The sequence below is a fragment of the [Ruminococcus] lactaris ATCC 29176 genome (assembly GCF_025152405.1).
In the GTDB taxonomy this organism is placed as follows: domain Bacteria; phylum Bacillota; class Clostridia; order Lachnospirales; family Lachnospiraceae; genus Mediterraneibacter; species Mediterraneibacter lactaris.
On sequence record NZ_CP102292.1, the window covers coordinates 257,859 to 282,305 of the forward strand.

The following is a 24,447-nucleotide window of genomic DNA, read 5'->3' on the forward strand; positions in this document are numbered from 1 at the left end:
CGCAGGAGATGCTGCAAATGACGATCAGAGGAACTGAGAAAGATCAATGTCCGAGAATGAGAGCGAAATAGCCCCAGTCCCAAATGAGAGCTTCAAAACCGTTGGTCAGATATTTGCGGATATCCTCTTCTTCGTAGCCTGTCATTCTTGTGATGATAACGAGTGTCCGGCGAACCATTTCATATGTAAGTGTACTCCTGTTATTCTGAAGCCATTGTAGAAAAAGACTTTGACGGATCGCTGAATATTCAAGAGCGATCCACTGGATTCGGATCAGAAGATCTTCCAGGTGGCTGTCAGGAGTGACAAGATCCGAAAAAATTTCATTGGCAAGAAACTTCAGCATCAGTGGCTGAACTTCAGAAAATCTGATCTGAAAGTCTGACCAAAGTTCAGAGAGTGACGTTCCTGTATCCAAAGAAGGAAAAGAAATCGGATGCATAAAATCTGTTGCAGATTCTGAAATGTACTCTGAAAGAGAAGTAATTGGATTTAAAAAATCACAATAAAGTTTCTCACTCTGATAATTAACTGCAAGATCCTGCAACAGTTCATTGCATTCAAAAAAAGTATCTTCTGCCGGAAGATGGATAGATTGGATGGCATCACTTAACTGGGAGAGTGTATCAGCCGAAAAGTAATCACGGATCAGGGTCTCATCCAAGGAATCGTTACGATATAGTTCCTGTAAAATATAATGAATCTTAAGCAGGAGATCCTCAGTGGAACAGATCTCAGCGGAACAAGGCTCAATGGAGTAATCCTCAACAGAACAGACCGGTGAGGATGCGGGCAACAAAAGACGGAGAATGTTCCTGCGGATCTGAAATAAAGGAGTGTCACATTCGGTGGGAACATCTGGAAACTGTGATGCATCAGCCTGCTCCAGCAGATCGATCACCGCAGGACAGCACGGCATCAGCGTTTCCTCGATATGACAGGGAAACCGGTGAATTTCTCTTGGAAACGTAGTACAGGTTTCGGACAGGATTTTATCACCGTAAGCAGTAACAAGCCGGCAAAGTCTGTTCTCGGAAAGAAAGGGGCAGCGATGGTCTGAGTCAAGCTGAATGACCCGGAGACCGTCTTTTTTTTCTGTATAGGCACTGAGATTCTTTTTTTGTTCCGGTACATCAGCGGGGGCAGAAACTTTTTTCCATTTCCGGTTTGTGTCCGGATCCACAGCAATTTTCCATTCCTGACAGCAGGTAATTGTGCAGGAATCTGCGATGCAGTGAAATTCATTATAAAAGTCAGGGCGTATTCTTTTCATTGTTCTTTTCTCCTAAAAGGCTGTTATCTGGTATCAAAGTCGGGGGCTTTTGACCCTGGCATCATAGTATTATCATACCACAGAAAGCACATTCAGCAAAATCGGATAGTTACATTTATAGAAATTTATAGAAAAATGAAGTATACTGATTACAGATTTTTTAAAGGAGAAATGCAGAAGTATGGAATCTCAGACAAAGAAAAGTAAATATGAAATAGATATGTGCAATGGGACGATTATGGATAAGCTGATTTCTTTTTCACTTCCATTGATGCTTTCAGGAATCCTTCAGTTGATGTTTAATGCGGTAGATATTATTGTGGTTGGAAGGTTCAGCGGAAGTCAGTCATTGGCGGCAGTTGGATCAACAACAGCATTGATCAATATGTTTACCAATCTTTTTATTGGAATTTCTCTTGGAGCAAATGTTCTGGCAGCACGTTTTTATGCGGCAAAGCGAGAAAAGGAGATGTCAGAGACGGTACATACCGCAATTACACTGGCATTAATCAGCGGGATCGTCATGGCATTTGTGGGAGTGATCTTTTCGAGATTTGCGTTAGAATTGATGGATACACCGGATGATGTGATCGGACTGTCAACGTTATATATGAGAATCTATTTTTTAGGAATGCCGTTTTTTATGCTCTACAATTATGGTGCAGCCATTCTGAGGGCCGTCGGAGATACGAAGCGTCCACTGTTCTTCCTGGTTGCTGCAGGAGTGATCAATGCCGGTCTGAATCTGCTGCTGGTAATTGTTTTTGACATGGGTGTGGCAGGAGTTGCGATCGGAACAATCGTTTCCCAGATGATTTCAAGTATTTTGGTTTTACGATGCCTTTGTAGATCGGAAGGCAGTTACAAACTATCATTTTCAAAGCTTCGGATCAGGGGAATCTATATGAAGCAGATCTTTCAGGTTGGTATTCCGGCGGGAATACAGAGTACAGTGATTAATTTTTCAAATGTACTTTTGCAGTCTTCTGTAAACTCTTTTGGGTCTACCGCAATGGCAGGATATACTGCAGCCAATAATATTTTCGGATTTTTATATGTGACTGTAAATTCCGTGACACAGACATGTATGAGTTTTACGAGTCAGAATTATGGTGCAGGAAAAAGTAAACGAATGGATAAAGTTCTGATTGACTGTATTATTTTATCAGTAGTTATTACATCGATTCTTGGCGTCAGTGCGTATGGATTTGGTCCGGAACTGTTGAAGATTTATACGGAAGATGCAAAAGTTATCCAGTGTGGAATGGAAATTCTTTTATATACAACGGTAACGTATTTCCTGTGTGGACTGATGGATCTTTTTCCGGGGGCATTGAGAGGAATGGGACACTCAGCCGTTCCGATGATCCTTTCGGTAATCGGAACAGTAGGGACAAGAATTGTCTGGATTTTCTGGATCTTTCCTGCACATCATTCATTGGATATTTTATTTATTTCTTATCCTGCATCCTGGATCATTACGATCATTATGCAGGTAATCTGCTATTATTTCGTGAGAAAAAAAGTACACCGGGATATGCAGCGGCAGGTATAGAGTAGAAAAAATAAAGTCAGATCTGATGAAAGCAGTCAGGGTATAAGAGAGAAGAGATAAAGTCAGATCTGATGAAAGCAGTCAGGATATAAGGCAGAAGAGACAGAGCTGAAGAAACTGGAATTAACAGGAGGGGAAAAGAAGTGATTCGGATGATAGAAATAACGGATTTTCATGCACCAGAGCTGGATATATTTGCGAGAAAGACCGAGGCACAGTTGTTAAATAAAGATCACCCGGAGGAGGGAATGTTTATTGCAGAAAGTCCAAAGGTGATTGAGAGAGCCTTGAATGCCGGCTACACTCCGGTAGCGGTATTGGTAGAGAAAAAGCAGATTGAAGGTGAGGCAGCCTCTGTTCTTGCACGATGCGATGAGATTCCGGTTTATACAGCAGAATTTGATGTGCTGGCACAACTGACAGGGTTTAAGCTGACAAGAGGAATGCTGTGTGCTATGCGACGGAGGGGATTGCCAGAAGTGGAAAAGGTATGTCAAAATGCAAAAAAGGTTGCAGTTCTTGAAAATGTAATGAATCCGACGAATGTGGGAGCGATTTTTCGTTCTGCCGCAGCTTTAAATATGGATGCAGTACTTCTGACAGGCGGATGCAGCAATCCATTGTATCGCAGAGCAAGCCGTGTCAGTATGGGGACGGTGTTTCAGATTCCGTGGACATTTATCGGAGAAAAGCAGGAAGACTGGATTGAAAATGGAATCAGGAGATTACATGGCCTGGGATTTCAGACTGCGGCTCTTGCTCTGAGCGATGATTCTGTGAGTATTGATGATAAAAGACTCCGTGAAGAGAAAAAACTGGCAATCATCCTTGGGACAGAAGGTGACGGACTTGCAGAGCAGACAATCGCAGAGTGCGATTATACGGTCAAAATACCGATGACTCATGGAGTTGATTCATTAAATGTCGCTGCGGCAAGTGCAGTGGCTTTTTGGGAGCTGGGGAGATAAATTTGTATTTGTTGGAATGATACGCTTGTAAAGCAAAAGACTTCTTTATGGCGAAGCGGACGCGGAAAGCAGAGATATTCCCTCGCGGTGCAGACCCGCTTTACCTCAGCCCGTTGACCGTTTGTAACTCGAAAGTGGAAATCTTCGTGCAATGGCGCTCGATTTACTTTCTCTAACAAACGCTGCAAAGTGTCTTCGGAACGCTCCTGTTAATGCACCTGCTCAGGAACACCCTGCTTTCCGCTGACCATCTCAATAAGAAGTTATACCGACTCCACAGCGTATTCACTCAACAATGCAAATTTCCAAAGGATAGAAAAAGCCGGATGGCTATTGACTAAGATATTCGATCGTAAATATCAGATAATAGATATTGTATTTACTATTTGATGGAGCGTTTATCTTAGTTGATAGCCATCCGTAGGCATCAAAGTCGGGGGCTTTTGCCCCCGACATCTTTCTTATTGGAATTTCATCTTTGTTGGGAGAAAATATCCTGATGCGAGGAAAGTTTTCTGACTTGAAAAGCCTAATATCCGCCCTTGCTGTTGCGTGAGCAGTGCATTGACAAGGAGCGTTCCGAAGACACTTTGCCCAACTTGTTAAGGAACGTAAACAGGAGTGCCTCTGCACGAGTGTTTCCACGTTCCTGTTACAAGTTGTCAACGGGCTGAGGTAAAGCGGGTCCTGCACTGCGATGCAACAACAAGTGTGGATATGGACGCTCTTCTGTCAGAAACACTTCCTGCTGTCGCAATATTTTCACTCCAACAACTACAAATTTTTATTTTCACATCACTCTCTCTCATCCCTTGCATAAAACTCAGTATGATGTCCGACATATTTATAAGCCGGACGGATGATCTTACCGGCATTGAGCAGTTCTTCCAGTCGGTGGGCACTCCAACCGGCAATACGGGCGATCGCAAAGAGCGGTGTGAACAGTTCTTCCGGGATTCCAAGCATGGTATAGACAAATCCACTGTAAAAATCAACATTGGCACAGACTGGCTTGAACATTTTGCGGTGAGTCATGATCTCCTCTTTGGCAAGACGCTCTACACGGTCATACAAAGCAAATTCATTTTCCAGTCCTTTTTCTTTGGCAAGTTTTTCAGCGAAACTTTTCAGAAGCTTTTCTCTTGGATCGGATAAAGTATAAACTGCATGTCCCATACCATAGATCAGTCCTGAATGGTCGAAAGCCTCTTTATTCAGAATCTTGCGGAGATAAAGCCGGATTTCGTCTTCATTATCCCAGTCCTTTACAGAAGCTTTAATATCGTCAAACATTTTCTGGGCTTTCAGGTTTGCACCACCATGTCTTGGTCCTTTCAGTGAACCGATGGATGCAGCAGTCGAGGAATAAGTATCAGTACCGGAAGAGGTAACAACGTGTGTCGTGAAAGTTGAGTTGTTACCACCACCATGCTCTGCATGAAGAACAAGGGCGATATCGAGAACTTTTGCCTCCAGCTCGGTATACTGTCCATTTGGACGGAGCATCAGGAGAAGATTTTCCGCAAGTGAGCGTCCTTTTTCAGGATTACGGATGAGAAGTGTTTCATCTTTGCGGAAATGTCTGTATGCATGGTAAGAATAAACTGCGATCAGTGGCATTTTAGCAATCAGCTCTAATGACTGGCGAAGTACATTTTCCACAGAAATGTCTTCCGGATTGTCATCGTAAGTATACAATGTCAGAATACAACGCTGCATGGCATTCATGATATTGGAATTGGAAGCTTTCATGACAACATCACGGACAAAACGTCCACTTAATGCCTCCAGTTCAAACATAATTCCAAGGAAACGTTTTAATTCTTCTTCTTTTGGAAGACGACCAAATAAAAGAAGGAAAATAGTTTCTTCAAATCCAAATTTCTTGCTTCCAAGACCATGAACAAGATCATTAACATTGATTCCCTGATAATAAAGACTGCCTTCTGCAGGAATCTTCCGTCCGTTGATGACATCGAATCCACAGACATCGGACACTTCTGTCAGTCCGGTCAGGACACCTTTACCATTAGAATCACGAAGTCCACGCTTTACATCGTATTCTTCATAGAGATTCGGATCAATTCTGTGGGTATTCAGCAGAACCTGTTCCAGATAATCCATTTCATTTTTTAAGCTGCTGTTATTTGCAATCAAAGTTTCTTCTAAAGCCATAATACAAATCTCACCTCTCGTTGTTATACCATTTGTAAATCTGTGATGTGGCGGCAGATTTTGTCGTCCTGACAGTTACATATGATTTTATTATAAACAGAAATCCTCAGTTTTGCAAGAAGTAATGGTCGATTCTTGCAAAAAACTGAGGATTTATTGATCATTTCAGCACAGAAATGAATATTTTGTTTTGCTGTAAGTCAATTATCAGTAAAATTCATTTTTATTTTGCTGTTGCAATAATTTTTTCGGCATGATCAAGTGCAGCACGAATATTCGGACAGAAATTTTCTTTGCCAACGAGATCAACAAAGCCGGATTTTACCATAACTTTCATAGGCTGCTCATTTACATGGGAGAAGACGAGGGTAATTCCTTTGGATTCGCAGACCTTTGTGAGATTCTGCAATGCATTCAGTGCGGTACTGTCAAGGGCAGGCACGCTTCTCATACGAAGAATGAGGCAGGTTGTAAAGTCTTTCACTACGATATGTTCAATGGCATCTGCAGCACCGAAGAACAAAGGACCGGTAATCTCATAGACACGGATCTGAAGGGGAAGACGGCGGAGGTGTTCATCCACATCCGGAGTATCATCATCCACATAAGTCCAACTGTCTACATGAGTTTCTTCACTCATCCGTTTAATGAAAAGCAGGCAGGCAAGCACCATGCCGATCTCGATCGCAACAACGAGATCAAATACGACCGTGAGGATAAATGTTGTAAGTAATACAATGATGTCACTTTTTGGAGCGGTACGGATCAGATGAACAAAAGTACGCCACTGGCACATATTGTAAGCAACAACAAAGAGGATCGCTGCAATCGTCGGCATTGGGATCATTCCTGCAAATGGCATCAGAACAACAAGTACGATGACCAGTGTAATGGAGTGGACGATTCCGGCAATCGGGGTACGTCCTCCGTTTTTGATATTTGCTGCGGTACGTGCGATCGCTCCGGTAGCCGGGATTCCACCGAAAAGAGCAGAGGCAATATTTCCCGCACCCTGAGCGACGAGTTCCATATCGGAGCGGTGCTTTCCATTAATCATGCCGTCAGCAACTACACAGGAGAGCAATGATTCGATTGCGGCAAGTACGGCGATGGTAAATGCATTTGGAAGTGCATCTCCGATCATAGAAAGGCTCATGGTTGGAATATGAAGAGTGGGCAGGGAGTTGCTGATGGTATAAAGATTACCGATCGTGGCAACCTTTAATGGAAGAAATCTTACCATCAGGATACCAACAATGACTGCCGGGAGTGAACCGGGAACTTTTTTCAGCACATAAGGAGCGAGGATCAAAATGGCGAGGCTGACTCCACCAACGATCAATGCATCAAGACTGAATGTGAAAAAGTTTTCAAAGAAAGCCCTTAGTTTTTCTACAGTCTCAATTGGTTTTACTCCGTTGGGGTAAGAAATACCAAAGAAATCTTTTAACTGTCCGATCACGATCGTCACTGCAATTCCGGATGTAAATCCGGTTGTGATCGTATATGGAATAAATTTGATCAGACTTCCGAAGTGGCAAAGTCCCATCAGGATCAGAAAAACTCCTGCAAGGATAGTTGCAATGATCAGTCCGTCCATTCCATTTTTGGCAACGATCCCTGCGACAATGGTTGCAAAAGCAGCTGTTGGTCCCGCAATCTGAACACTGCTTCCACCAAGGGCTGAGATGACAAATCCGGCAACAATGGCGGTAAAAATACCGGCTTCCGGTCCGACACCGGAGGCGAGTGCAAGTGCAATGGAAAGCGGAAGTGCTATGATCGCAACAATAATTCCCGCAGTTACGTCTTTGACGAACTGGGAACGATTATAATTTTTCAAAGATGTAAGTAACATTGGTTTTAATTGATTCATTTGTTTATTCCCTTCTTTAGATTCTCATTCTCAGATAAAAAACCACAGGATAAGAGTATACCATATTCGAATATCGTTGGAAATGTAAGGAAATATAAAAAACTGCACTAAATCAGATACAATATGGAAAAAGAAGGAATTGCGAAAGCAGAGGGGATGGTATATATTTTAATAAGACAGGATTGTGGAGGTGTATGTGCGGAGCAATCCACAGAAATCATCGTTGCGGATTTTGTCCCAACGTATTCTGATTAAGAATAGAAACTGGCAATGAAGGAGGAGTGGGAATGGGAAGATATGTCATGGCACTGGATGCGGGAACAACGAGCAACCGGTGTATCCTTTTTAATAAAAAGGGTGAGATGTGCAGTGTGGCACAGCGAGAATTTACGCAGTACTTTCCAAAGCCCGGATGGGTCGAGCATGATGCGGATGAGATCTGGGCAACGATGCTCGGTGTGGCAGTAGAGGCAATGACGATGATCGGGGCATCGGCAAAAGATATCGCAGCGATCGGAATCACGAATCAGAGAGAGACGACGATCGTGTGGGATAAAGAAACCGGTGAGCCGATCCATCCTGCAATCGTATGGCAGTGCCGGAGGACTTCAGGGTATTGTGATGAGTTAAAGGAAAAAGGTCTCACAGAAGAGTTCAGACGAAAGACCGGACTGGTTATTGATGCCTACTTTTCGGGAACAAAAGTAAAGTGGCTGCTGGATCATGTACCGGGAGCGAGAGAGCGGGCTGAAAAGGGTGAGCTTCTTTTCGGAACAGTGGAGACATGGCTGATCTGGAAGTTGACGAAGGGCAGAGTTCATGTTACGGATTATTCCAACGCATCCCGGACGATGTTATTTAATATCAATACACTTCAGTGGGATGATGAGATATTGAAAGAGTTGGGAATCCCGCTATGTATGCTGCCGGAACCGAAACCGTCGAGTTGTATTTACGGAGAAGCAGATGCGTCGTATTTTGGAGGAGCAATCCCAATCGGAGGTGCTGCGGGGGATCAGCAGTCGGCATTGTTCGGTCAGACGTGCTTTCAGGCAGGTGAGGCAAAAAATACATATGGAACGGGCTGCTTTTTACTGATGAATACCGGAGAAAGACCGGTTTTTTCTGAAAATGGACTGGTTACGACAATCGCGTGGGGGCTGGATGAAAAAGTTACCTATGCGTTAGAAGGCTCTATTTTTGTGGCAGGAGCGGCAATTCAATGGCTGCGGGATGAGATGAAGCTGATCGATTCGGCTGCGGATTCAGAAATAATGGCAAAAAAAGTAAAAGATACCAACGGATGTTATGTAGTGCCGGCATTTACGGGACTGGGAGCACCCTACTGGGATCAATATGCGAGAGGAACGATCGTAGGCCTTACAAGAGGTGTCAACCGTTATCATATTATTCGGGCAACGCTGGAGTCACTGGCGTATCAGGTCAATGATGTTCTTGTGGCGATGAAAGCAGATTCGGGAATTGAACTTGCAGCATTGAAAGTAGACGGTGGTGCGAGTGCAAATGATTTCCTGATGCAGACGCAGGCAGATCTTATTCATGCCCCGGTCAAGCGACCGAAATGTGTCGAGACAACAGCAATGGGAGCGGCTTATCTTGCAGGACTTGCGACAGGCTACTGGAGCAGCAGGGAAGAAGTAATAAAGAACTGGGCAATCGACAGGACATTTGAACCAATGATCGGAGAAGAGAAACGGAGTGAAATGCTTCGTGGATGGAATAAAGCTGTAAGATATGCTTACGGCTGGGCAAAAGAAGAGGATTAGGAAATGGGTGATTTTTGATTACGACAGAGTAGAAATTTGTAGTTGTTGGGGGAAAATATCGCGACAGCAGGAAGTGCTTCTGACAGAAGAGCGTCCATATCCACACTTGTTGTTGCATCGCAGTGCAGAACCCGCTTTACCTCAGCCCGTTGACAACTTGTAACAGGAATGTGGAAACACTCGTGCAGAGGCACTCCTGTTTACGTTCCTTAACAAGTTGGGCAAAGTGTCTTCGGAACGCTCCCTGTCAATGCACTGCTCACGCAACAACAAGGGCGGATATTAGGCTTTTCAAGTCAGAAAACTTTCCTCGCATCCGGCTTTTTTCTATTCTTTTTAAATTTGCATTGTTGAGTGAATACGCTGTGGAGTCAGAAAAAAACTTCTTACTGCGACTGCCAGCGGAAAGCAGGGTGTTCCTGAGCAGGTGCATTAGCAGGAGCGTTCCGAAGACACTTTGCAGCGTTTGTTAGAGAAAGTAAATCGAGTGCCTTTGCACGAAGATTTCCACTTTCGAGTTACAAACGGTCAACGGGCTGAGGTAAAGCGGGTCTGCACCGCGAGGGAATATCTCTGCTTTCCGCGTCCGCTTCGCCATAAAGAAGTCTTTTGCTTTACAAGCGTATCATTCCAACAACTACAAATTTACATCCAATAAGATCTTCTCAAGAACATCCTCAACGGAAGATGTCACCGCATCAGCGTGATCTGCAACTCCGGGAGCGGCATTAGCCATGGCATAACCTGTGCCGACCAGTTCCAGCATTTCAATATCATTATACTGATCGCCAAAGGCAATACATTCCTCCGGGGTGATATCGAGAACTTTCAGAAGATGCTTCAGTGCAGCTCCCTTATTTGTACCCGGTGCAATAAAATCAATCCAGATAGTTCCGGAAGTTACGATCTTAATCTCAGAGCCAAAAATACTCTGAAGATGCTTTAAGTATGCATTCAGGACATCAGGTCCATCGATCATATTGCAGATAGCAATCTTGAGGAACGGACCATTGATCTGGCTGAGATCTTCGACAATCTCTGTTTTATTGTGCATAACATTGACAATGTGGTCTACAAATTCGGGATTCCGGTCTTCAATCAGGCAGGTATCTTCTCTGGAGACAATGATTTCAAAATGATCAGATTTCTTCACTTCCCGGATGATCCGGTAAGCAAGGTCATCTCTGATCGTTCCGCGGAAAATAAGTTTGCCCTGATGCATACAGATTGAGCCGTTCTCTCCAATATAAGAAATTTCATCTTTGATCTTATCAAATACGATTCGCTCATTAGTATACTGGCGACCACTTGCGGCTACGAAATAAATCCCTTTCTGTGTCAGTGAATGAATCAGGCTGATTGCACGGGGAGTAAGCTCCTGGGTACCATCCTGAAGAAGTGTTCCGTCAAGGTCACTTGCAATTAATTTGATCATTTATTAAAACCTCCATTTAAAACTGATTCAAGTATACATGAAAATGAGGATTTCGTAAAGAGTGTCAAATTAAGCAGAATAACAGAAAAAATTTGTATATATCGGAACTTTATGTAACAAAAAAGAAATACTTGTAAATGATTTGTAATGGTTATATAATGAAAACATCTAAGGTGTATCTGAAGTATTTCAGAAAAAGATCTGGGGGAATTGCAATCGCAGGTCGCGACAGAAAAAGACCTGAATATACATATTAAAAGAGATTGCAGGAAAGGAAATGTATTATGGGTAAGTATTTTGGAACAGACGGTTTTCGTGGAGAGGCAAATGTAGTTCTGACGGTTGAGCATGCTTTTAAAGTAGGACGTTATCTTGGCTGGTATTTCGGGCAGGAGCATAAGGCAAGGATCGTGATCGGCAAGGATACGAGAAGAAGCAGTTATATGTTTGAGTATGCACTGGCAGCAGGACTGACGGCTTCAGGAGCAGATGCATATCTTCTTCATGTTACGACAACACCGAGTGTGTCTTACGTGGTAAGAACAGAAGACTTTGATTGTGGGCTTATGATTTCCGCCAGCCATAACCCGTATTATGATAATGGTATCAAGGCGATCAACAGTGCCGGACATAAGATGGAGGCAGAGGTAGAAGAAAAAATTGAGGCTTATATTGATGGCAAAATTGGGGAAGTACCGCTGGCGACAAAAGAAAATATTGGACGTACTGTTGACTATGCAGCAGGAAGAAACCGTTATATCGGACACTTGATTGCCCTTGCTACACGCTCTTTTAAAGATATGAAGGTAGGACTTGACTGTGCGAATGGAAGTTCTTCCAGTATCGCAAAGAGTGTCTTTGATGCACTTGGAGCGAAGACTTATGTTATTAATAATGAACCAAATGGTGTGAATATCAATACGAACTGCGGATCGACCCACATCGAAGTACTTCAGGCATTTGTAAAGGAGAAGAAGCTGGATGTAGGATTTGCCTATGATGGAGATGCAGACAGATGTATCGCTGTAGATGAAAATGGAAATGTTGTAGATGGTGACCGTATTATGTATGTATGCGGAAAGTATCTGATGGAGCAGGGACGCCTGGCAGATCATACGATTGTTACAACGATCATGTCCAATCTCGGACTCTATAAAGCATGTGATAAGATCGGCATGAAGTATGAGCAGACTGCGGTTGGAGATAAGTATGTATATGAGAATATGCTTCAGAATGGATATGTTCTCGGTGGCGAGCAGTCCGGTCATATTATTTTCAGCAAGCATGCACGTACCGGTGACGGTATCCTGACTTCTCTGATGGTCATGGAAGCAATCCTTGAAAAGAAGCAGAGTCTTGGAACATTGGCAGATGAAGTGAAGATTTTCCCACAGCTTTTGAAAAATGTACGTGTAAAGGATAAAAGGACTGCCTTGGATAATGAAGCAGTACAGAAGGCAATCGAGCAGACTGCTGAAGAGCTTGGAAGTGACGGACGGATTCTGGTTCGTGAGAGTGGTACAGAACCGGTGATCCGTGTAATGGTCGAAGCCGCATCGGATGAGATCTGTGAAAAATATGTTGATGGTGTGGTTAAGATCTTTGAACAGGAAGGATTATGTGAATAACCGGGATGATGAGAGATAAGCTTAAAGATAAGATGACAGAAGTTTCAGATTATATTTTTCAGCATCCGGAATTATCGAAGCACGAGGAGCAGTCTTCTCGTGCTTTAGCTGATTTTCTGGAACAGGAAGGATTTACTGTAAAGTGGGAACTGGCAGGTTTCAGGACCGCTTTTGTAGCTGAGTGGGGATCGGGGCAGCCGATCATTGGTTTCCTTGCGGAGTATGATGCACTTCCGGGGCTTGCACAGGAGCCGGTGAGCCGGCATTGTCCAAAAGAAGGTCCGGGACATGGTTGTGGACATAATCTTTTAGGTACGGCGTGTGCCGGTGCGGCAGTGGCACTGAAGGAACGGATGGAAAGAGAACAGATTTCAGGAACGGTTCGTGTCTATGGCTGCCCTGCGGAAGAAATCGTCATCGGAAAGATCCGTATGAATGAGCAGGGGGTATTCGATGAGCTGTCTGCTACAGTTACATGGCATCCATTTGACAGAAACCGTGTCAGTTATGATATCTGGCAGGCCCAGGATATTAAAAATTATAAGTTTTACGGGATAGCGGCACATGCGGCAAGATTTCCTGAAAAAGGAAGAAGTGCTTTGGATGCGGCTGAACTGATGAATGTGGGAGTGAATTATCTGCGGGAACATGTGGCAGATGATGTAAGAATGCATTATACGTATACAAATACAGATGGTCCGGCAAATATTGTTCCACCTTTTGCCTCAACGAATTATTTTATCCGCTCATGTCTGTGGAAAAAGACGAAAGATGCGTCGGAGCGTGTGGATAACTGTGCAAAGGGAGCAGCACTGATGACCGGGACGCGAGTGGAGATTGAGCGTGTCACCTGCAATAAAGAGATGAAGACGAACCGTGTGCTTGCGGAAACCTTTTATGAGGAAATGAAAAAGATCCCGACACCGGTTTATACGGAAGATGAGATTGCATTTGCGGCTGAAATATCAAAGGAAGCCGGATTTGAAAATCATGGGGAATATTTCGCCGGCCTTGAACCGCTGGAGGATCAGCCAGTTCCACTGGCAATCGGAACGGACGTGTCAGATGTGAGCCATACTGTTCCGACGATCATGCTCAGTGCGGCAGCCATGTGTAAAGGAACACCGCTTCACCACTGGGCAACTACTGCACAGGTGGGAATGAGTATCGGGCAGAAAGGTATGTTCTATGCGGCTGAATGTATGGCCGAGGGAGCATGGCAGCTTGTGACAAAGCCGGAGATTCTGAATGCAGCATGGGATGAGTTCCGAAAGACGGAATAGAAGATTGAAAAGAAGACTGAAAAGACTGAAAAAGCGGATACCTGATCTGTTGAGAACAGGTTATCCGCTTTTGGGTTATACAGGTAATAAGATGGGGAGATTACTCTACATCTACGACTTTCAGCCATCCTTCAGGAGCTTCGATCTGTCCCATCTGGATGCCTCTGAGAGTATCATAAAGTTTCTGGGTAACTGGTCCCATTTTCTCCATTCCGCTTGGGAAGCAGATCTCTTCACCGTGGTTTACAACTTTTCCTACAGGAGAGATTACGGCAGCAGTTCCGCAAAGTCCACATTCTGCGAAATCTTTTACCTCATCAAAGTATACATCTCTCTCTTCTACTTTCAATCCAAGATAATGCTCTGCCACATACATCAGAGAACGTCTTGTGATAGAAGGAAGAATTGTTGAGGAGTGAGGTGTAACAACTGTACCGTCTTTTGTGACGAACAGGAAGTTAGCTCCGCCAGTTTCCTCTACTTTAGTTCTCGTAGCAGAATCAAGGTACATATTCTCATCAAATCCATTTGCATGGGCTGTTACGATGGCATGAAGGCTCATAGCATAGTTCAGTCCGGCTTTGATATGACCTGTTCCGTGCGGAGCAGCACGGTCAAAATCAGACACGCAGATGGTCAGAGGCTTAACACCGCCTTTGAAATAAGGACCAACCGGTGTAGTAAATACACGGAACTGATATTCTTCTGCAGGCTTTACTCCGATAACCGGGCTGATACCGAACATATAAGGTCTGATATAAAGTGAAGCACCTGATCCGTAAGGCGGTACATAGGCTGCATTGGCCTTTACAGTATCGACAACTGCTTCAACGAATTTATCTTCCGGGAATGCAGGCATCTCAAGACGCTTTGCAGAATCTGCGAAACGGGATGCATTCAGGTCCGGGCGAAAGATAACAGTACGTCCGTCTTCTGTTGTATAAGCTTTCATTCCTTCGAAAACTGTCTGAGCATACTGAAGAACTCCTGCACACTCACTCATCACAATATTAGAATCTTCTGTCAGGGCTCCCTCGTCCCAGCTTCCATTTTTAAAATTTGCAACAAATCTTTTGTCTGTTGGTACATAAGCGAAACCTAAATTACTCCAGTCAATGTTCTTTTTTTCCATTGTATTAAATCCTCCATTCCTCTTGCGGTTGAAGACCGTAGCGTTTCTATGCCGATATTATAATACTGTCATTAATAAAAATCAAGAGTACGCTCGGTTTTTTCGGAAGGTTCAATTTACAGTATCACGATCACGGTCTGATACCCCGCTCTTTTCAGCCTGCGTTCCATAGCAACAGCTTCATCCAGTGTCTCAAAAGAACCGACATTCACTCGGTACAGGTCATTCCCTTCTAAAAGTTCTGCAGGAAAATCCTGGGATCGAAGTTCTCCCAGCAGGCGGTTGGCATAAGTCCGGTTGCGGAAAGCTCCGGTCTGAACAGAATAAAAAGGCTGTATCACATCGTTATCAATTTCGCCTCCAAGATCCAGTGTATCGAGAATCCCCTGGGTGATGGCGAGAGCAATATCATTAAAATTATTATCAAAAATCTGATTATCAACATCAGAATTAATGAATCCGACCTCGACAAGAACTGCAGGCATCTGGGTACGGCGGAGAACGACCAGTCCGGGACGTTCCTTGACTCCTAAGTTGACAAAACCGACGGATTCAAGCTGATCGTTGATATTTTGAGCCATTTTATATTTGATACCGGATTTATCATAGATCAGAGATTCCACACCGGAAACAGTATTGTCAGTTGGATAAGAATTGCGGTGAATGGAAATAAAAAAATCAACCCCTGCGATATTTGCCTCCATGGCTTTCTGATAAGGGGATTCATAAATATCAGTGGTACGGGTATAAAGAATATCAATTCCTCTTTCCTGAAGCAGTTCACCGATGGCGAGTGTCAGGGCAAGTGCATCGTCTTTTTCCTGACGGCCATTATACACAGCACCCGGATCACGACCTCCATGTCCTGCATCAAGCATAATAGAATAAGGCATAGTTATTTCTCCGTTGATGGATCTTTTCTATATATTATATGAAAAACAGGCAGAAAAGGTCAAAGCCGGTGAGGAAAGGAACTGACAGAATGAAAGGAAAAGTGCTGGCAGAAGAAAAAGCTGATCGAATACAAGGAAAGAGTTTTCAAAAACCTATGGATTTTGTGGGAAATACATATTAAAATAAAATCCAACAGGAAGGGAGATGCGGAAATGATTTACTTGGATAATGCGGCAACTACGATGCGGAAACCACCACAGGTAGTGCAGGCTGTGGTGAAAGCACTGGAATCAATAGGAAATGCAGGAAGAGGGGCATATCATGCGTCTTTGGATGCATCCCGGATCATCTATGATACAAGAGTAAAACTGGTAGAGTTTTTTGGCGGAGACCATGCGGAGCAGGTCGCGTTTACTGCAAATTCAACAGAAAGCCTGAATCTTGCCATCAAAGGACTCTTTTATCCGGGCGATCATATTATCACAACGGCACTGGAACATAACTCGGTTCTGCGTCCCCTGTATGAAATGGAAGAAAAAGGAACAGAACTGACAATTCTGAAGAGTGATGAAAAGGGATGCATTTCTTATGAAGAGATGGAAAATGCGATCCGTGAAAATACCCGGGCGATCATCTGCACGCATGGCTCAAATGTGACCGGGAATCTGCTGGATCTGACGAAAATCGGAAAAATAGCAAAGATGCATGGACTGCTCTTTATCGTGGATGCTTCTCAGACAGCGGGAGTATTTCCAATCAACGTAAAGCAGATGCAGATCGATGTTCTCTGCTTTACCGGTCATAAAGGACTGCTTGGACCGCAGGGAACAGGTGGACTTTATGTAAAAAAGGGGATTGAGATCCGTCCGTTGAAAAGTGGCGGAAGTGGAGTACAGTCATATAGTAAAAGGCATCCCCGGCAGATGCCCACTGCCTTGGAGGCAGGGACATTAAATGCACATGGGATCGCAGGTCTGCACGCAGCACTGGATTATCTGACGGAAACCGGGATTGATACGATCCGCGAAAAAGAACAGGCATTGATGTGGGAATTTTATGAAAAAGTCAGAAAAATTCCAGGGGTGATCGTATATGGCGATTTTTCCGGGAAAGAACGCTGTCCCATCGTGACGCTTAATTTTGAGGATGTTGATTCGGCAGAACTCAGTGATGCCTTATTCACAGAGTATGGGATTTCAACAAGACCGGGAGTTCACTGTGCACCGCTCATGCATGAGGCACTGGGTACAGTGGAACAGGGAGCGGTACGGTTCAGCTTTTCCCACTATAATACAGAGAAGGAAATTCTGACAGCAGTAGAGGCACTGAAAGAACTGGCAGAACTATAAGAAAGATGCTTTGCGAGTCATCGCGTAATTCAGAGAATCTGCCGCAGGCAGCTTCTCTTGCATACTTTGGTAATAAAATACAGCACCTGGTGGAAATAAATCCACTACAGGTGCCGTATTTTTATATCAGAGGCTTACACTTCATGTTCGGAAGAAACTTTCTGCTCAGAAGAATCATCAGAAGAAACGGCTGCAGTCTCTGTATGCGTATCAGAAGCAGTTACATCGGATTCCGGTAAATAAATATGAACGCTTTCTACGCGGTTCTTATCCAGTTTTTCAACGACGAGCCGGATGCCATCCTCCGTCATCACTTCATCTCCGGTCGCCGGGAGACGATCAAGATGTTCGATGATAAATCCGCCGAGAGAATCATAATCTTCGGACTCCAGCTTTGTATTCAGATGATCGTTCACATCATCCAGGCTCATAGAACCTTCAATGATATATTCTCGGTCAGAAATCTGCTGAACCAGTTCATCTTCTTTTTCATCATACTCGTCGTGGATCTCACCAACGATCTCTTCCAGAATATCCTCCAGTGTGATGAGTCCTGCCATTTCGCCATATTCATCCAGCACGATGGCAATATTAAAGGTAGAATCCCTCATCTCAACGAGTAATTCAGAAATATTTTTATATTCGTAAGTGAAATGCGGCTCACGAAGAAAATCTTTCATATGAAACTCGGTATTTGCATCATAAAGAAGCAGATCCTTCATATTAATGATACCGACGATGTTGTCCTGCGTTTCCTCGTAGACCGGAAGACGGGTAAACTTATCTTCACGGAAAATATCGATCAGTTCTTCATAAGTATTGTCTACACTGGCAAAGGTGACATGGACTTTTGGAACCATGATATCTTTGGCATTGGCATCTCCCAGATCAAATACATTGTAGATCATTTCCTTTTCATCGGATTCAATCACGCCATCTTCGTGGCTGACATCTACGATTGTACGAAGCTCTTCTTCAGTCATTGCGTTATTCACGGCATCAGGATCAACATGCATGATCAGCATGATCACACGGGAGAATAAATTAATGATGAAGATGAAAGGTGTCATGACCGTCATAAAAAACTTGAAAAATGGAATATAACGTAGCGTGACCTTTTCTGCGTTGAGCGTTGCATAATTCTTCGGGGTAATCTCTCCGAATACGAGGATCGCAACAGTCAGTACAGCGGTTGCGATACTGACCATATAACCGCCAAAATGATAGGCAAGTGAAGTAGCAAGCGAAGAGGCAGAGATGTTCACGATATTGTTGCCGATCAGTATGGCACTGAGCATCTTCTGGGTATGATTCTCCGTAATATCAAGAACCATGGCAGCACGCTTGTTTCCCTCGTCTGCAAGGGAACGGAGACGGATCTTATTCACCGCCATCAGTGCTGTCTCGTTAGATGAAAAAAATGCTGAAAGAATCAGCAGGATAATCAATATAATCAGTTGGAAAGTGTCACTCGCGTCCACTTGAAATAATCACTCCTTTTGTATGATAAAAGTCAATTTAGATATACTCAATTAGTATACACTTTTTTCAGGTGATTTGCAAGTGGCGGCACAGTCCGGCGAGTGTGAACTGTTATTTTGGATCTGCTGCTTTTACAAAATGATGCAGATTCTGCTTTGAGTCGCTTTTCTCAGCCTATTTTATGAAAAGGGTGGCTTTACTTTAAATGTGGCGTGGTGTATGATGTTTACAGCACTTAACAGAAAAGAAATGGAGTAAAAATATATGGATTTATACAGCAGTCTGTGTACGATTACGAAGGAAGAAAATATTTTGAGAGACGAACCGATGTGCCGACATACGACTTTCCGTGTGGGCGGACCGGCAGATTATTTTGTCACACCACAGTCAGTGGAAGAGATCCGGGGGATACTCGCAGTATGCCGGAAAGAGAATGTTCCTTATTATATTGTAGGAAATGGAAGCAATCTTCTTGTTGGTGACGGTGGATTCCGGGGAGTTGTTCTTCAGATTTTTAAAAAGATGAATGACGTCCGGGTAGAGGGCGAAAGGGTGACTGCTCAGGCGGGAGTGCTTTTGTCAAAAGTGGCAAGTGCAGCATATAATGCGTCATTGACCGGTTTGGAATTTGCAGCAGGGATCCCCGGTACACTGGGCGGTGCGGTAAGGATGAATGCAGGTGCTTATGGAGGCGAAATGAAGCAGGTGTTGGAAAGTGCAGTTGTCCTGACGCAGGAGGGAGAACTTCTGACGATCCCGGTGGAAGAACTGGGACTTGCTTACCGTACCAGTGTGGTAGAAAAGAAAGATTATGTTGTGGTGGAGGCAACACTCAGACTGAAAAAGGGCGATCAGGCAGCAATCCGTGAGGTGATGGATGATCTGAAGCAGCGGAGAGTGACAAAGCAGCCACTGGAATTTGGAAGTGCAGGCAGTACATTTAAGCGTCCGAAAGGCTATTTTGCCGGAAAGCTGATCGAGGATGCGGGACTGCGGGGATTTCGTATTGGGGATGCACAGGTTTCTGAAAAGCACTGCGGATTTGTTATCAACAGGGGAAATGCGACAGCAGCCCAGGTCTGCGAGCTGATGCAGGAAGTTGTAAAGAAAGTGAAAGAGACTTCCGGAGTAACGCTGGAGCCGGAAGTGAAAAGGATAGGAGAGTTTTAGGATGCGTTTTGTTATCGTTACGGGAATGTCGGGAGCAGGAAAGTCTACGGCTCTGAAGATGCTTGAGGATATGGGATATTTTTGCGTGGACAATCTGCCGATCCCGCTTCTTCCGGGATTTGTCCAGATGTTGCAGAATACAGATACAGAGATGAAAAAAGTAGCTTTGGGACTGGATGTGAGAAGTGGACAGGATCTTTCCGGACTGAAGGAAAATCTGGAAGCAATGGATCGTGACCGGATCGGATATGAGATCCTTTTCCTTGATGCGAATGATGCAGTACTTGTGAAGCGTTATAAAGAGACAAGGAGGCAGCATCCTTTAAGCGGATCGGGAAGAGTGGATACCGGAATTGCGAAAGAAAGAGAAAAGATTCTTTTCCTTAAAATGAAGGCGACTTATATTTTAGATACCAGTAAAATGCTGACCAGAGAGCTTCGGATCGAGTTGGAAAAGATTTTTGTGGATGGGCAGAGTTTCTGCAATCTTTATATTACGGTTATGTCGTTTGGGTTCAAATATGGGATTCCGCAGGATGCGGATCTTGTCTTTGATGTGCGTTTTCTGCCGAATCCGTATTATATTGATACATTGCGGGAGAAGACCGGGAATGAGGCGGAAGTGCAGGATTATGTGATGCAGAATGACAAAGGAAGGATCTTTCTTGACAAGCTGAAAGACATGATGGAATTTCTGATTCCGAATTATATCCTGGAGGGGAAGAATCAGCTTGTGATCGCAATCGGATGTACCGGAGGAAAGCACAGATCAGTTACACTGGCGAATGCACTCTACCAGATTCTGGATAAAGAAGAAAATTATGGGGTGCGTATCGAACATCGTGACATTGGAAAAGATAGCATCACGAAAAGAAAGTAAAAGGTGGGGAAAATGTCGTTTTCCGGTAAAGTAAAAGAAGAACTGGCAGGAAATATCAGTCCGGCAAGGCATTGCCGGATTGCCGAGCTGGCTGCATTTATTGGTATGTGCGGAACGGTTGCAATCAACAGCTTTGACCAGTACAGCATAAGAATCCATACAGAAAATTTACTTGTGGCAAGAAAAGTCTTTACATTGATCCAAAAAACCTTTAATATAAAGGCTGATGCCTCTGTAAGAAGGAATATCAGCAAGCAGACTGTATCCTATGCAGTTGTGATCCGCAGGCATGAAGATGCACTGAGGATCCTGCAGGCGACGAAGATGACAGAAGAATATGAGGATAATGGAGAGAGTATTCATGCAGTAGATCCGCTGATCGTGCAGCAGACCTGTTGTAAAAGAGCATTTTTGAGAGGTGCATTTCAGGCATCAGGCTCCATGAGTGATCCGAACAAGTCTTATCATTTTGAGATTGTCTGTTCTACAGAAGAGATGGGAAAGCAGGTCTGTACTCTGATGCGAAGTTTTTCAATGGATGCAAAGACGGTTCTGAGGAAGAAGTCTTATGTAGTTTATCTGAAAGAGGGGTCGCAGATCGTAGATATATTGAATATCATGGAAGCACACGTTTCTCTGATGGAACTTGAAAATGTCAGGATTTTAAAAGAGATGCGTAATACAGTAAACAGAAAAGTGAATTGTGAAACTGCCAATATTAATAAGACTGTATCAGCAGCAGTCAAGCAGGTTGAAGATATTACATATCTGAAAGAAACGATTGGTTTTGAAAATCTGCCGGAAGGACTTGTGGAGGCCGCTCTTGCCCGCCTTGCGAATCCTGATCTGACGTTAAAAGAGCTGGGAGCTGTTCTGAATCCCCCTGTTGGAAAGTCCGGTATCAACCATCGACTGCGGAAACTGAGTGAGTTGGCAGATAAAGTGAGGCAAGAACAAGGAGGATTATTATGATTAAAGAATCTGTTGTAGTAAAAGCTGACCCTGGATTTGATGGACGTCCAATCGCACTTCTTGTACAGGAAGCAAGCCAGTATGCAAGTACAGTGTATATTCAGGTTGGAGAAAAGCATATCAATGCGAAAAGTATTATGGGGATGATGAGTCTGAACCTGATCGGTGGTGAGGAGATCACTGTCGTAACAGAGGGTGAAGATGAAGAAAAAGCAGCAGAGGGAATCAAATCTTTTTTTGCGACGGTAGGATAAATTCCTGATAGAAGAGAAGTTAAGAGGGTTGTGCTGGAAAGTGCAGCCTTCTTTTATCTTAAATTTGGAGGTCTGTGAGTATGAAGAAGATGTTATTTATTTATAATCCCAATTCAGGCATGGGGCTTCTGAAACCGAAGCTCTCAGATGTGCTGGATATTTTTGTAAAGGGCGGATATGAGGTGACGGTCTATCCTACCCAGAAATATCATGATGCCGTAAGAAAGATGGGAGAATACGAGGAACAGTATGATCTCGTAGCATGCAGCGGAGGAGACGGAACGCTGGATGAAGTTGTTACGGGGATGATGAAGCGGGAGGACAAAGTACCGATCGGATATATCCCGGCCGGAACAACGAATGACTTTGCAAGCAGTCTTCATATTTCCAAAAATATGCTGGAAGCGGCAGATACAGTTGTGAATGGAGTGCCGTTTGCGTGTGATGTGGGAGTGTTTAATCAGGATTACTTTGTCTATATTGCGGCATTTGGATTATTTACGGATGTTTCTTATGAGACGAAGCAGAGCATGAAAAATGTACTGGGACATCTGGCATACATATTAGAAGGAACGAAACGTATCTTTAATATTCCCTCTTACCGGATCAAAGTGACTCATGACGGAGAGACGATAGAAGATGAATTTATTTACGGAATGGTGACGAACTCCCGATCGGTGGGGGGATTTAAAGGAATTACAGGAAAGAATGTAGTCTTTGATGATGGGAAATTTGAAGTAACACTGTTCAAGACACCAAGGAATCCAATGGAACTGAACGAGATCCTGGGGGCGTTGGCACTGAGAAAGATCAACCCGAAGCGGATGTACTCTTTTAAGACAAATGAGGTTCATTTTGAGACAGAAGAGGAAATTCCATGGACGTTGGATGGTGAATTTGGCGGAGTGCATGAAGAAGTAGTGGTAAAAGACTGTCAGAAAGCACTTGAGATCATGGTAAAGCCGGAAGTCATTGAGGATGTCTCCGAGAAAAAAGGAACAGAATAAAGCAGAGGATAGTATCGAGCTGAAAAGGAAGAAATTTCAGAAAATATACCAATATAAACTGAATTGAAGAAATTTTTAAAAATATTAAAAAAAATGAAAAAAGTACTTGCATTTTAAAAAAAAGTACTATATAATCATACTTGCTTGTGACGAAAGAAAGTACAGGCAAGTAAATATGGCTCCGTGGTCAAGCGGTCAAGACGCTAGCCTCTCACGCTGGAATCAGGGGTTCGATTCCCCTCGGAGTCACTTAAGATCTGCAGAGTATTCTGCAGATCTTTTTGTTTCTGCGGAAACTATTTTCTTGTACAAAAAAAGACGGGAAAGTACTTATATTTTATGCAAAACATAAGATTGTCTTTTTCCATTGGATAAGCTATAATATAGGAAGATTCTAAATTAAATTATTTTCGGCAGTTTTCACAGAGTGTCGGGAAATGAAAGAATTGGAGGAAATGAATATGTTAGTATCAGCTACAGAAATGCTTCAGAAAGCAAAAGCAGGTCATTACGCAGTTGGCCAGTTCAACATCAACAACCTTGAGTGGACAAAGGCAATCCTGACAACAGCTCAGGAGCTTAACTCTCCGGTTATTCTTGGAGTATCAGAGGGTGCAGGAAAGTACATGACAGGTTATAAGACTGTTGTGGGAATGGTAAATGGAATGATGGAAGAACTTGGAATTACAGTTCCGGTTGCTCTTCATCTTGATCACGGCAGCTACGAAGGATGCCTGAAATGTGTAGAAGCAGGATTCTCATCCATCATGTTTGACGGATCTCATTATCCGATCGACGAGAACGTTGAGAAGACAAAAGAACTTGTAAAGATCGCTCATGAGCATGGAATGTCTATCGAGGCTGAGGTAGGTTCCATCGGTGGAGAAGAAGACGGAGTCATCGGAAAAGGTGAGTGTGCTGATCCAGAAGAGTGTAAGATGGTAGCTGATCTTGGAATTGACTTCCTTGCAGCAGGTATCGGTAACATCCACGGTAAATACCCGGCTAACTGGGAGGGATTAAGTTTTGAGACTCTGGATGCGATCCAGCAGCGTACAGGTATCATGCCGCTCGTACTTCACGGTGGTACAGGTATCCCGGACGATATGATCAAGAAAGCAATTTCTCTTGGAGTTGCTAAGATTAATGTAAATACAGAGTGTCAGCTTTCATTTGCAGATGCTACACGTAAGTACATCGAGGCAGGAAAAGATCTTGAGGGCAAAGGATTTGACCCACGTAAACTTCTGAAGCCAGGTACAGATGCAATTATGGCTACAGTAAAAGAAAAAATGGAGTTATTCGGATCTGTCGGAAAAGCCTGAGA

General features: G+C 43.7%; 20 protein-coding genes and 1 tRNA gene. 14 read left to right on the top strand and 7 right to left on the bottom strand.

Annotation, left to right across the window (positions count from 1 at the left end):
* Window positions 1–43: 43 nt before the first annotated feature.
* Complete coding sequence (gene fliB / locus NQ541_RS01240; protein ID WP_005611044.1) at window positions 44–1,273, bottom strand: flagellin lysine-N-methylase; 1,230 nt, start codon at window positions 1,271–1,273, stop codon at window positions 44–46.
* 181 nt (window positions 1,274–1,454) lie between these two features.
* On the opposite strand from fliB, the gene NQ541_RS01245 reads away from it, so the two are divergent.
* Window positions 1,455–2,828, top strand: coding sequence for an MATE family efflux transporter (locus NQ541_RS01245; protein ID WP_005611042.1), 1,374 nt, complete (start codon window positions 1,455–1,457; stop codon window positions 2,826–2,828).
* Between the two features lie 143 nt (window positions 2,829–2,971).
* The gene (locus NQ541_RS01250) at window positions 2,972–3,796 is read left to right on the top strand and encodes a TrmH family RNA methyltransferase (RefSeq protein WP_023921692.1); all 825 of its coding nucleotides are present in this window, start codon (window positions 2,972–2,974) and stop codon (window positions 3,794–3,796) included.
* Between the two features lie 795 nt (window positions 3,797–4,591).
* On the opposite strand, the gene NQ541_RS01255 is transcribed toward NQ541_RS01250, so the two are convergent.
* Together NQ541_RS01255 and NQ541_RS01260 are read right to left on the bottom strand one after the other, a co-directional pair.
* Window positions 4,592–5,971, bottom strand: coding sequence for a citrate/2-methylcitrate synthase (locus tag NQ541_RS01255; protein WP_005611037.1), 1,380 nt, complete (start codon window positions 5,969–5,971; stop codon window positions 4,592–4,594).
* A 223-nt stretch (window positions 5,972–6,194) separates the two neighbouring features.
* Window positions 6,195–7,847 carry a SulP family inorganic anion transporter gene (locus NQ541_RS01260; RefSeq protein ID WP_005611035.1) on the bottom strand — a complete coding sequence of 551 codons (1,653 nt, stop codon included), beginning with the start codon at window positions 7,845–7,847 and terminating at the stop codon, window positions 6,195–6,197.
* Window positions 7,848–7,970: 123 nt separating this feature from the next.
* Here NQ541_RS01260 and NQ541_RS01265 point away from each other — a divergent pair, with 123 nt between their 5' ends.
* Window positions 7,971–8,102 carry a hypothetical protein gene (locus tag NQ541_RS01265; protein ID WP_005611033.1) on the top strand — a complete coding sequence of 44 codons (132 nt, stop codon included), beginning with the start codon at window positions 7,971–7,973 and terminating at the stop codon, window positions 8,100–8,102.
* A gap of 32 nt (window positions 8,103–8,134) precedes the next feature.
* Window positions 8,135–9,634: a glycerol kinase GlpK gene (gene glpK, locus NQ541_RS01270; protein ID WP_259936377.1), complete on the top strand. Its 1,500-nt coding sequence runs from the start codon at window positions 8,135–8,137 to the stop codon at window positions 9,632–9,634.
* Between the two features lie 637 nt (window positions 9,635–10,271).
* Here the strand turns inward: glpK and NQ541_RS01275 are convergent.
* Window positions 10,272–11,069, bottom strand: coding sequence for a Cof-type HAD-IIB family hydrolase (locus tag NQ541_RS01275; protein ID WP_005611027.1), 798 nt, complete (start codon window positions 11,067–11,069; stop codon window positions 10,272–10,274).
* A gap of 284 nt (window positions 11,070–11,353) precedes the next feature.
* On the opposite strand from NQ541_RS01275, the gene glmM reads away from it, so the two are divergent.
* Both glmM and NQ541_RS01285 read left to right on the top strand, forming a co-directional pair.
* Complete coding sequence (glmM, locus tag NQ541_RS01280) at window positions 11,354–12,697, top strand: phosphoglucosamine mutase (RefSeq protein WP_005611025.1); 1,344 nt, start codon at window positions 11,354–11,356, stop codon at window positions 12,695–12,697.
* Window positions 12,698–12,702: 5 nt separating this feature from the next.
* Window positions 12,703–13,980: an amidohydrolase gene (locus tag NQ541_RS01285; RefSeq protein ID WP_005611024.1), complete on the top strand. Its 1,278-nt coding sequence runs from the start codon at window positions 12,703–12,705 to the stop codon at window positions 13,978–13,980.
* Window positions 13,981–14,080: 100 nt separating this feature from the next.
* Here the strand turns inward: NQ541_RS01285 and NQ541_RS01290 are convergent, their stop codons facing one another.
* The gene (locus NQ541_RS01290) at window positions 14,081–15,112 is read right to left on the bottom strand and encodes a branched-chain amino acid aminotransferase (RefSeq protein ID WP_005611023.1); all 1,032 of its coding nucleotides are present in this window, start codon (window positions 15,110–15,112) and stop codon (window positions 14,081–14,083) included.
* Between the two features lie 116 nt (window positions 15,113–15,228).
* Window positions 15,229–16,005 (bottom strand): N-acetylmuramoyl-L-alanine amidase, encoded by a 777-nt coding sequence (locus NQ541_RS01295; protein ID WP_044940666.1) that lies wholly within the window; start codon window positions 16,003–16,005, stop codon window positions 15,229–15,231.
* Window positions 16,006–16,218: 213 nt separating this feature from the next.
* Here NQ541_RS01295 and NQ541_RS01300 point away from each other — a divergent pair, with 213 nt between their 5' ends.
* Window positions 16,219–17,355: an aminotransferase class V-fold PLP-dependent enzyme gene (locus NQ541_RS01300; protein WP_081442955.1), complete on the top strand. Its 1,137-nt coding sequence runs from the start codon at window positions 16,219–16,221 to the stop codon at window positions 17,353–17,355.
* A 134-nt stretch (window positions 17,356–17,489) separates the two neighbouring features.
* Here the strand turns inward: NQ541_RS01300 and NQ541_RS01305 are convergent, their stop codons facing one another.
* Entirely contained in the window at window positions 17,490–18,836 is a 1,347-nt protein-coding gene (locus NQ541_RS01305; RefSeq protein ID WP_005611019.1) for an HlyC/CorC family transporter, read from the bottom strand.
* 265 nt (window positions 18,837–19,101) lie between these two features.
* Between NQ541_RS01305 and murB the strand changes: the two genes are divergently transcribed.
* The 7 genes from murB (at window position 19,102) to fba (ending at window position 24,445) form a co-directional block, all read left to right on the top strand.
* Window positions 19,102–20,007: a UDP-N-acetylmuramate dehydrogenase gene (gene murB / locus NQ541_RS01310; RefSeq protein WP_005611017.1), complete on the top strand. Its 906-nt coding sequence runs from the start codon at window positions 19,102–19,104 to the stop codon at window positions 20,005–20,007.
* A gap of 1 nt (window position 20,008) precedes the next feature.
* Window positions 20,009–20,887: an RNase adapter RapZ gene (gene rapZ, locus NQ541_RS01315; RefSeq protein ID WP_005611016.1), complete on the top strand. Its 879-nt coding sequence runs from the start codon at window positions 20,009–20,011 to the stop codon at window positions 20,885–20,887.
* Between the two features lie 12 nt (window positions 20,888–20,899).
* The gene (whiA, locus tag NQ541_RS01320) at window positions 20,900–21,859 is read left to right on the top strand and encodes a DNA-binding protein WhiA (protein ID WP_023921751.1); all 960 of its coding nucleotides are present in this window, start codon (window positions 20,900–20,902) and stop codon (window positions 21,857–21,859) included.
* Window positions 21,856–22,113, top strand: coding sequence for an HPr family phosphocarrier protein (locus NQ541_RS01325; RefSeq protein ID WP_005611013.1), 258 nt, complete (start codon window positions 21,856–21,858; stop codon window positions 22,111–22,113). The genes whiA and NQ541_RS01325 overlap by 4 nt, the downstream gene beginning before the upstream one ends.
* An 80-nt stretch (window positions 22,114–22,193) precedes the next feature.
* Window positions 22,194–23,120, top strand: a complete 927-nt coding sequence (locus NQ541_RS01330; RefSeq protein ID WP_005611012.1) for a diacylglycerol/lipid kinase family protein — start codon at window positions 22,194–22,196, stop codon at window positions 23,118–23,120.
* 177 nt (window positions 23,121–23,297) lie between these two features.
* Window positions 23,298–23,369, top strand: a tRNA-Glu gene (locus tag NQ541_RS01335).
* A 212-nt stretch (window positions 23,370–23,581) separates the two neighbouring features.
* Complete coding sequence (gene fba / locus NQ541_RS01340) at window positions 23,582–24,445, top strand: class II fructose-1,6-bisphosphate aldolase (RefSeq protein WP_023921755.1); 864 nt, start codon at window positions 23,582–23,584, stop codon at window positions 24,443–24,445.
* Window positions 24,446–24,447: the final 2 nt, after the last annotated feature.

Bases quoted from the DNA above. Each gene is read 5' to 3' on its own strand.
- fliB (WP_005611044.1), bottom strand. From the start codon at position 1,273: ATGAAAAGAATACGCCCTGACTTTTATAATGAATTTCACTGCATCGCA.
- NQ541_RS01245 (WP_005611042.1), top strand. From the start codon at position 1,455: ATGGAATCTCAGACAAAGAAAAGTAAATATGAAATAGATATGTGCAAT.
- NQ541_RS01255 (WP_005611037.1), bottom strand. From the start codon at position 5,971: ATGGCTTTAGAAGAAACTTTGATTGCAAATAACAGCAGCTTAAAAAAT.
- NQ541_RS01260 (WP_005611035.1), bottom strand. From the start codon at position 7,847: ATGAATCAATTAAAACCAATGTTACTTACATCTTTGAAAAATTATAAT.
- NQ541_RS01265 (WP_005611033.1), top strand. From the start codon at position 7,971: ATGGAAAAAGAAGGAATTGCGAAAGCAGAGGGGATGGTATATATTTTA.
- glpK (WP_259936377.1), top strand. From the start codon at position 8,135: ATGGGAAGATATGTCATGGCACTGGATGCGGGAACAACGAGCAACCGG.
- NQ541_RS01275 (WP_005611027.1), bottom strand. From the start codon at position 11,069: ATGATCAAATTAATTGCAAGTGACCTTGACGGAACACTTCTTCAGGAT.
- glmM (WP_005611025.1), top strand. From the start codon at position 11,354: ATGGGTAAGTATTTTGGAACAGACGGTTTTCGTGGAGAGGCAAATGTA.
- NQ541_RS01285 (WP_005611024.1), top strand. From the start codon at position 12,703: ATGATGAGAGATAAGCTTAAAGATAAGATGACAGAAGTTTCAGATTAT.
- NQ541_RS01290 (WP_005611023.1), bottom strand. From the start codon at position 15,112: ATGGAAAAAAAGAACATTGACTGGAGTAATTTAGGTTTCGCTTATGTA.
- NQ541_RS01295 (WP_044940666.1), bottom strand. From the start codon at position 16,005: ATGCCTTATTCTATTATGCTTGATGCAGGACATGGAGGTCGTGATCCG.
- NQ541_RS01300 (WP_081442955.1), top strand. From the start codon at position 16,219: ATGATTTACTTGGATAATGCGGCAACTACGATGCGGAAACCACCACAG.
- murB (WP_005611017.1), top strand. From the start codon at position 19,102: ATGGATTTATACAGCAGTCTGTGTACGATTACGAAGGAAGAAAATATT.
- rapZ (WP_005611016.1), top strand. From the start codon at position 20,009: ATGCGTTTTGTTATCGTTACGGGAATGTCGGGAGCAGGAAAGTCTACG.
- whiA (WP_023921751.1), top strand. From the start codon at position 20,900: ATGTCGTTTTCCGGTAAAGTAAAAGAAGAACTGGCAGGAAATATCAGT.
- NQ541_RS01325 (WP_005611013.1), top strand. From the start codon at position 21,856: ATGATTAAAGAATCTGTTGTAGTAAAAGCTGACCCTGGATTTGATGGA.
- NQ541_RS01330 (WP_005611012.1), top strand. From the start codon at position 22,194: ATGAAGAAGATGTTATTTATTTATAATCCCAATTCAGGCATGGGGCTT.
- fba (WP_023921755.1), top strand. From the start codon at position 23,582: ATGTTAGTATCAGCTACAGAAATGCTTCAGAAAGCAAAAGCAGGTCAT.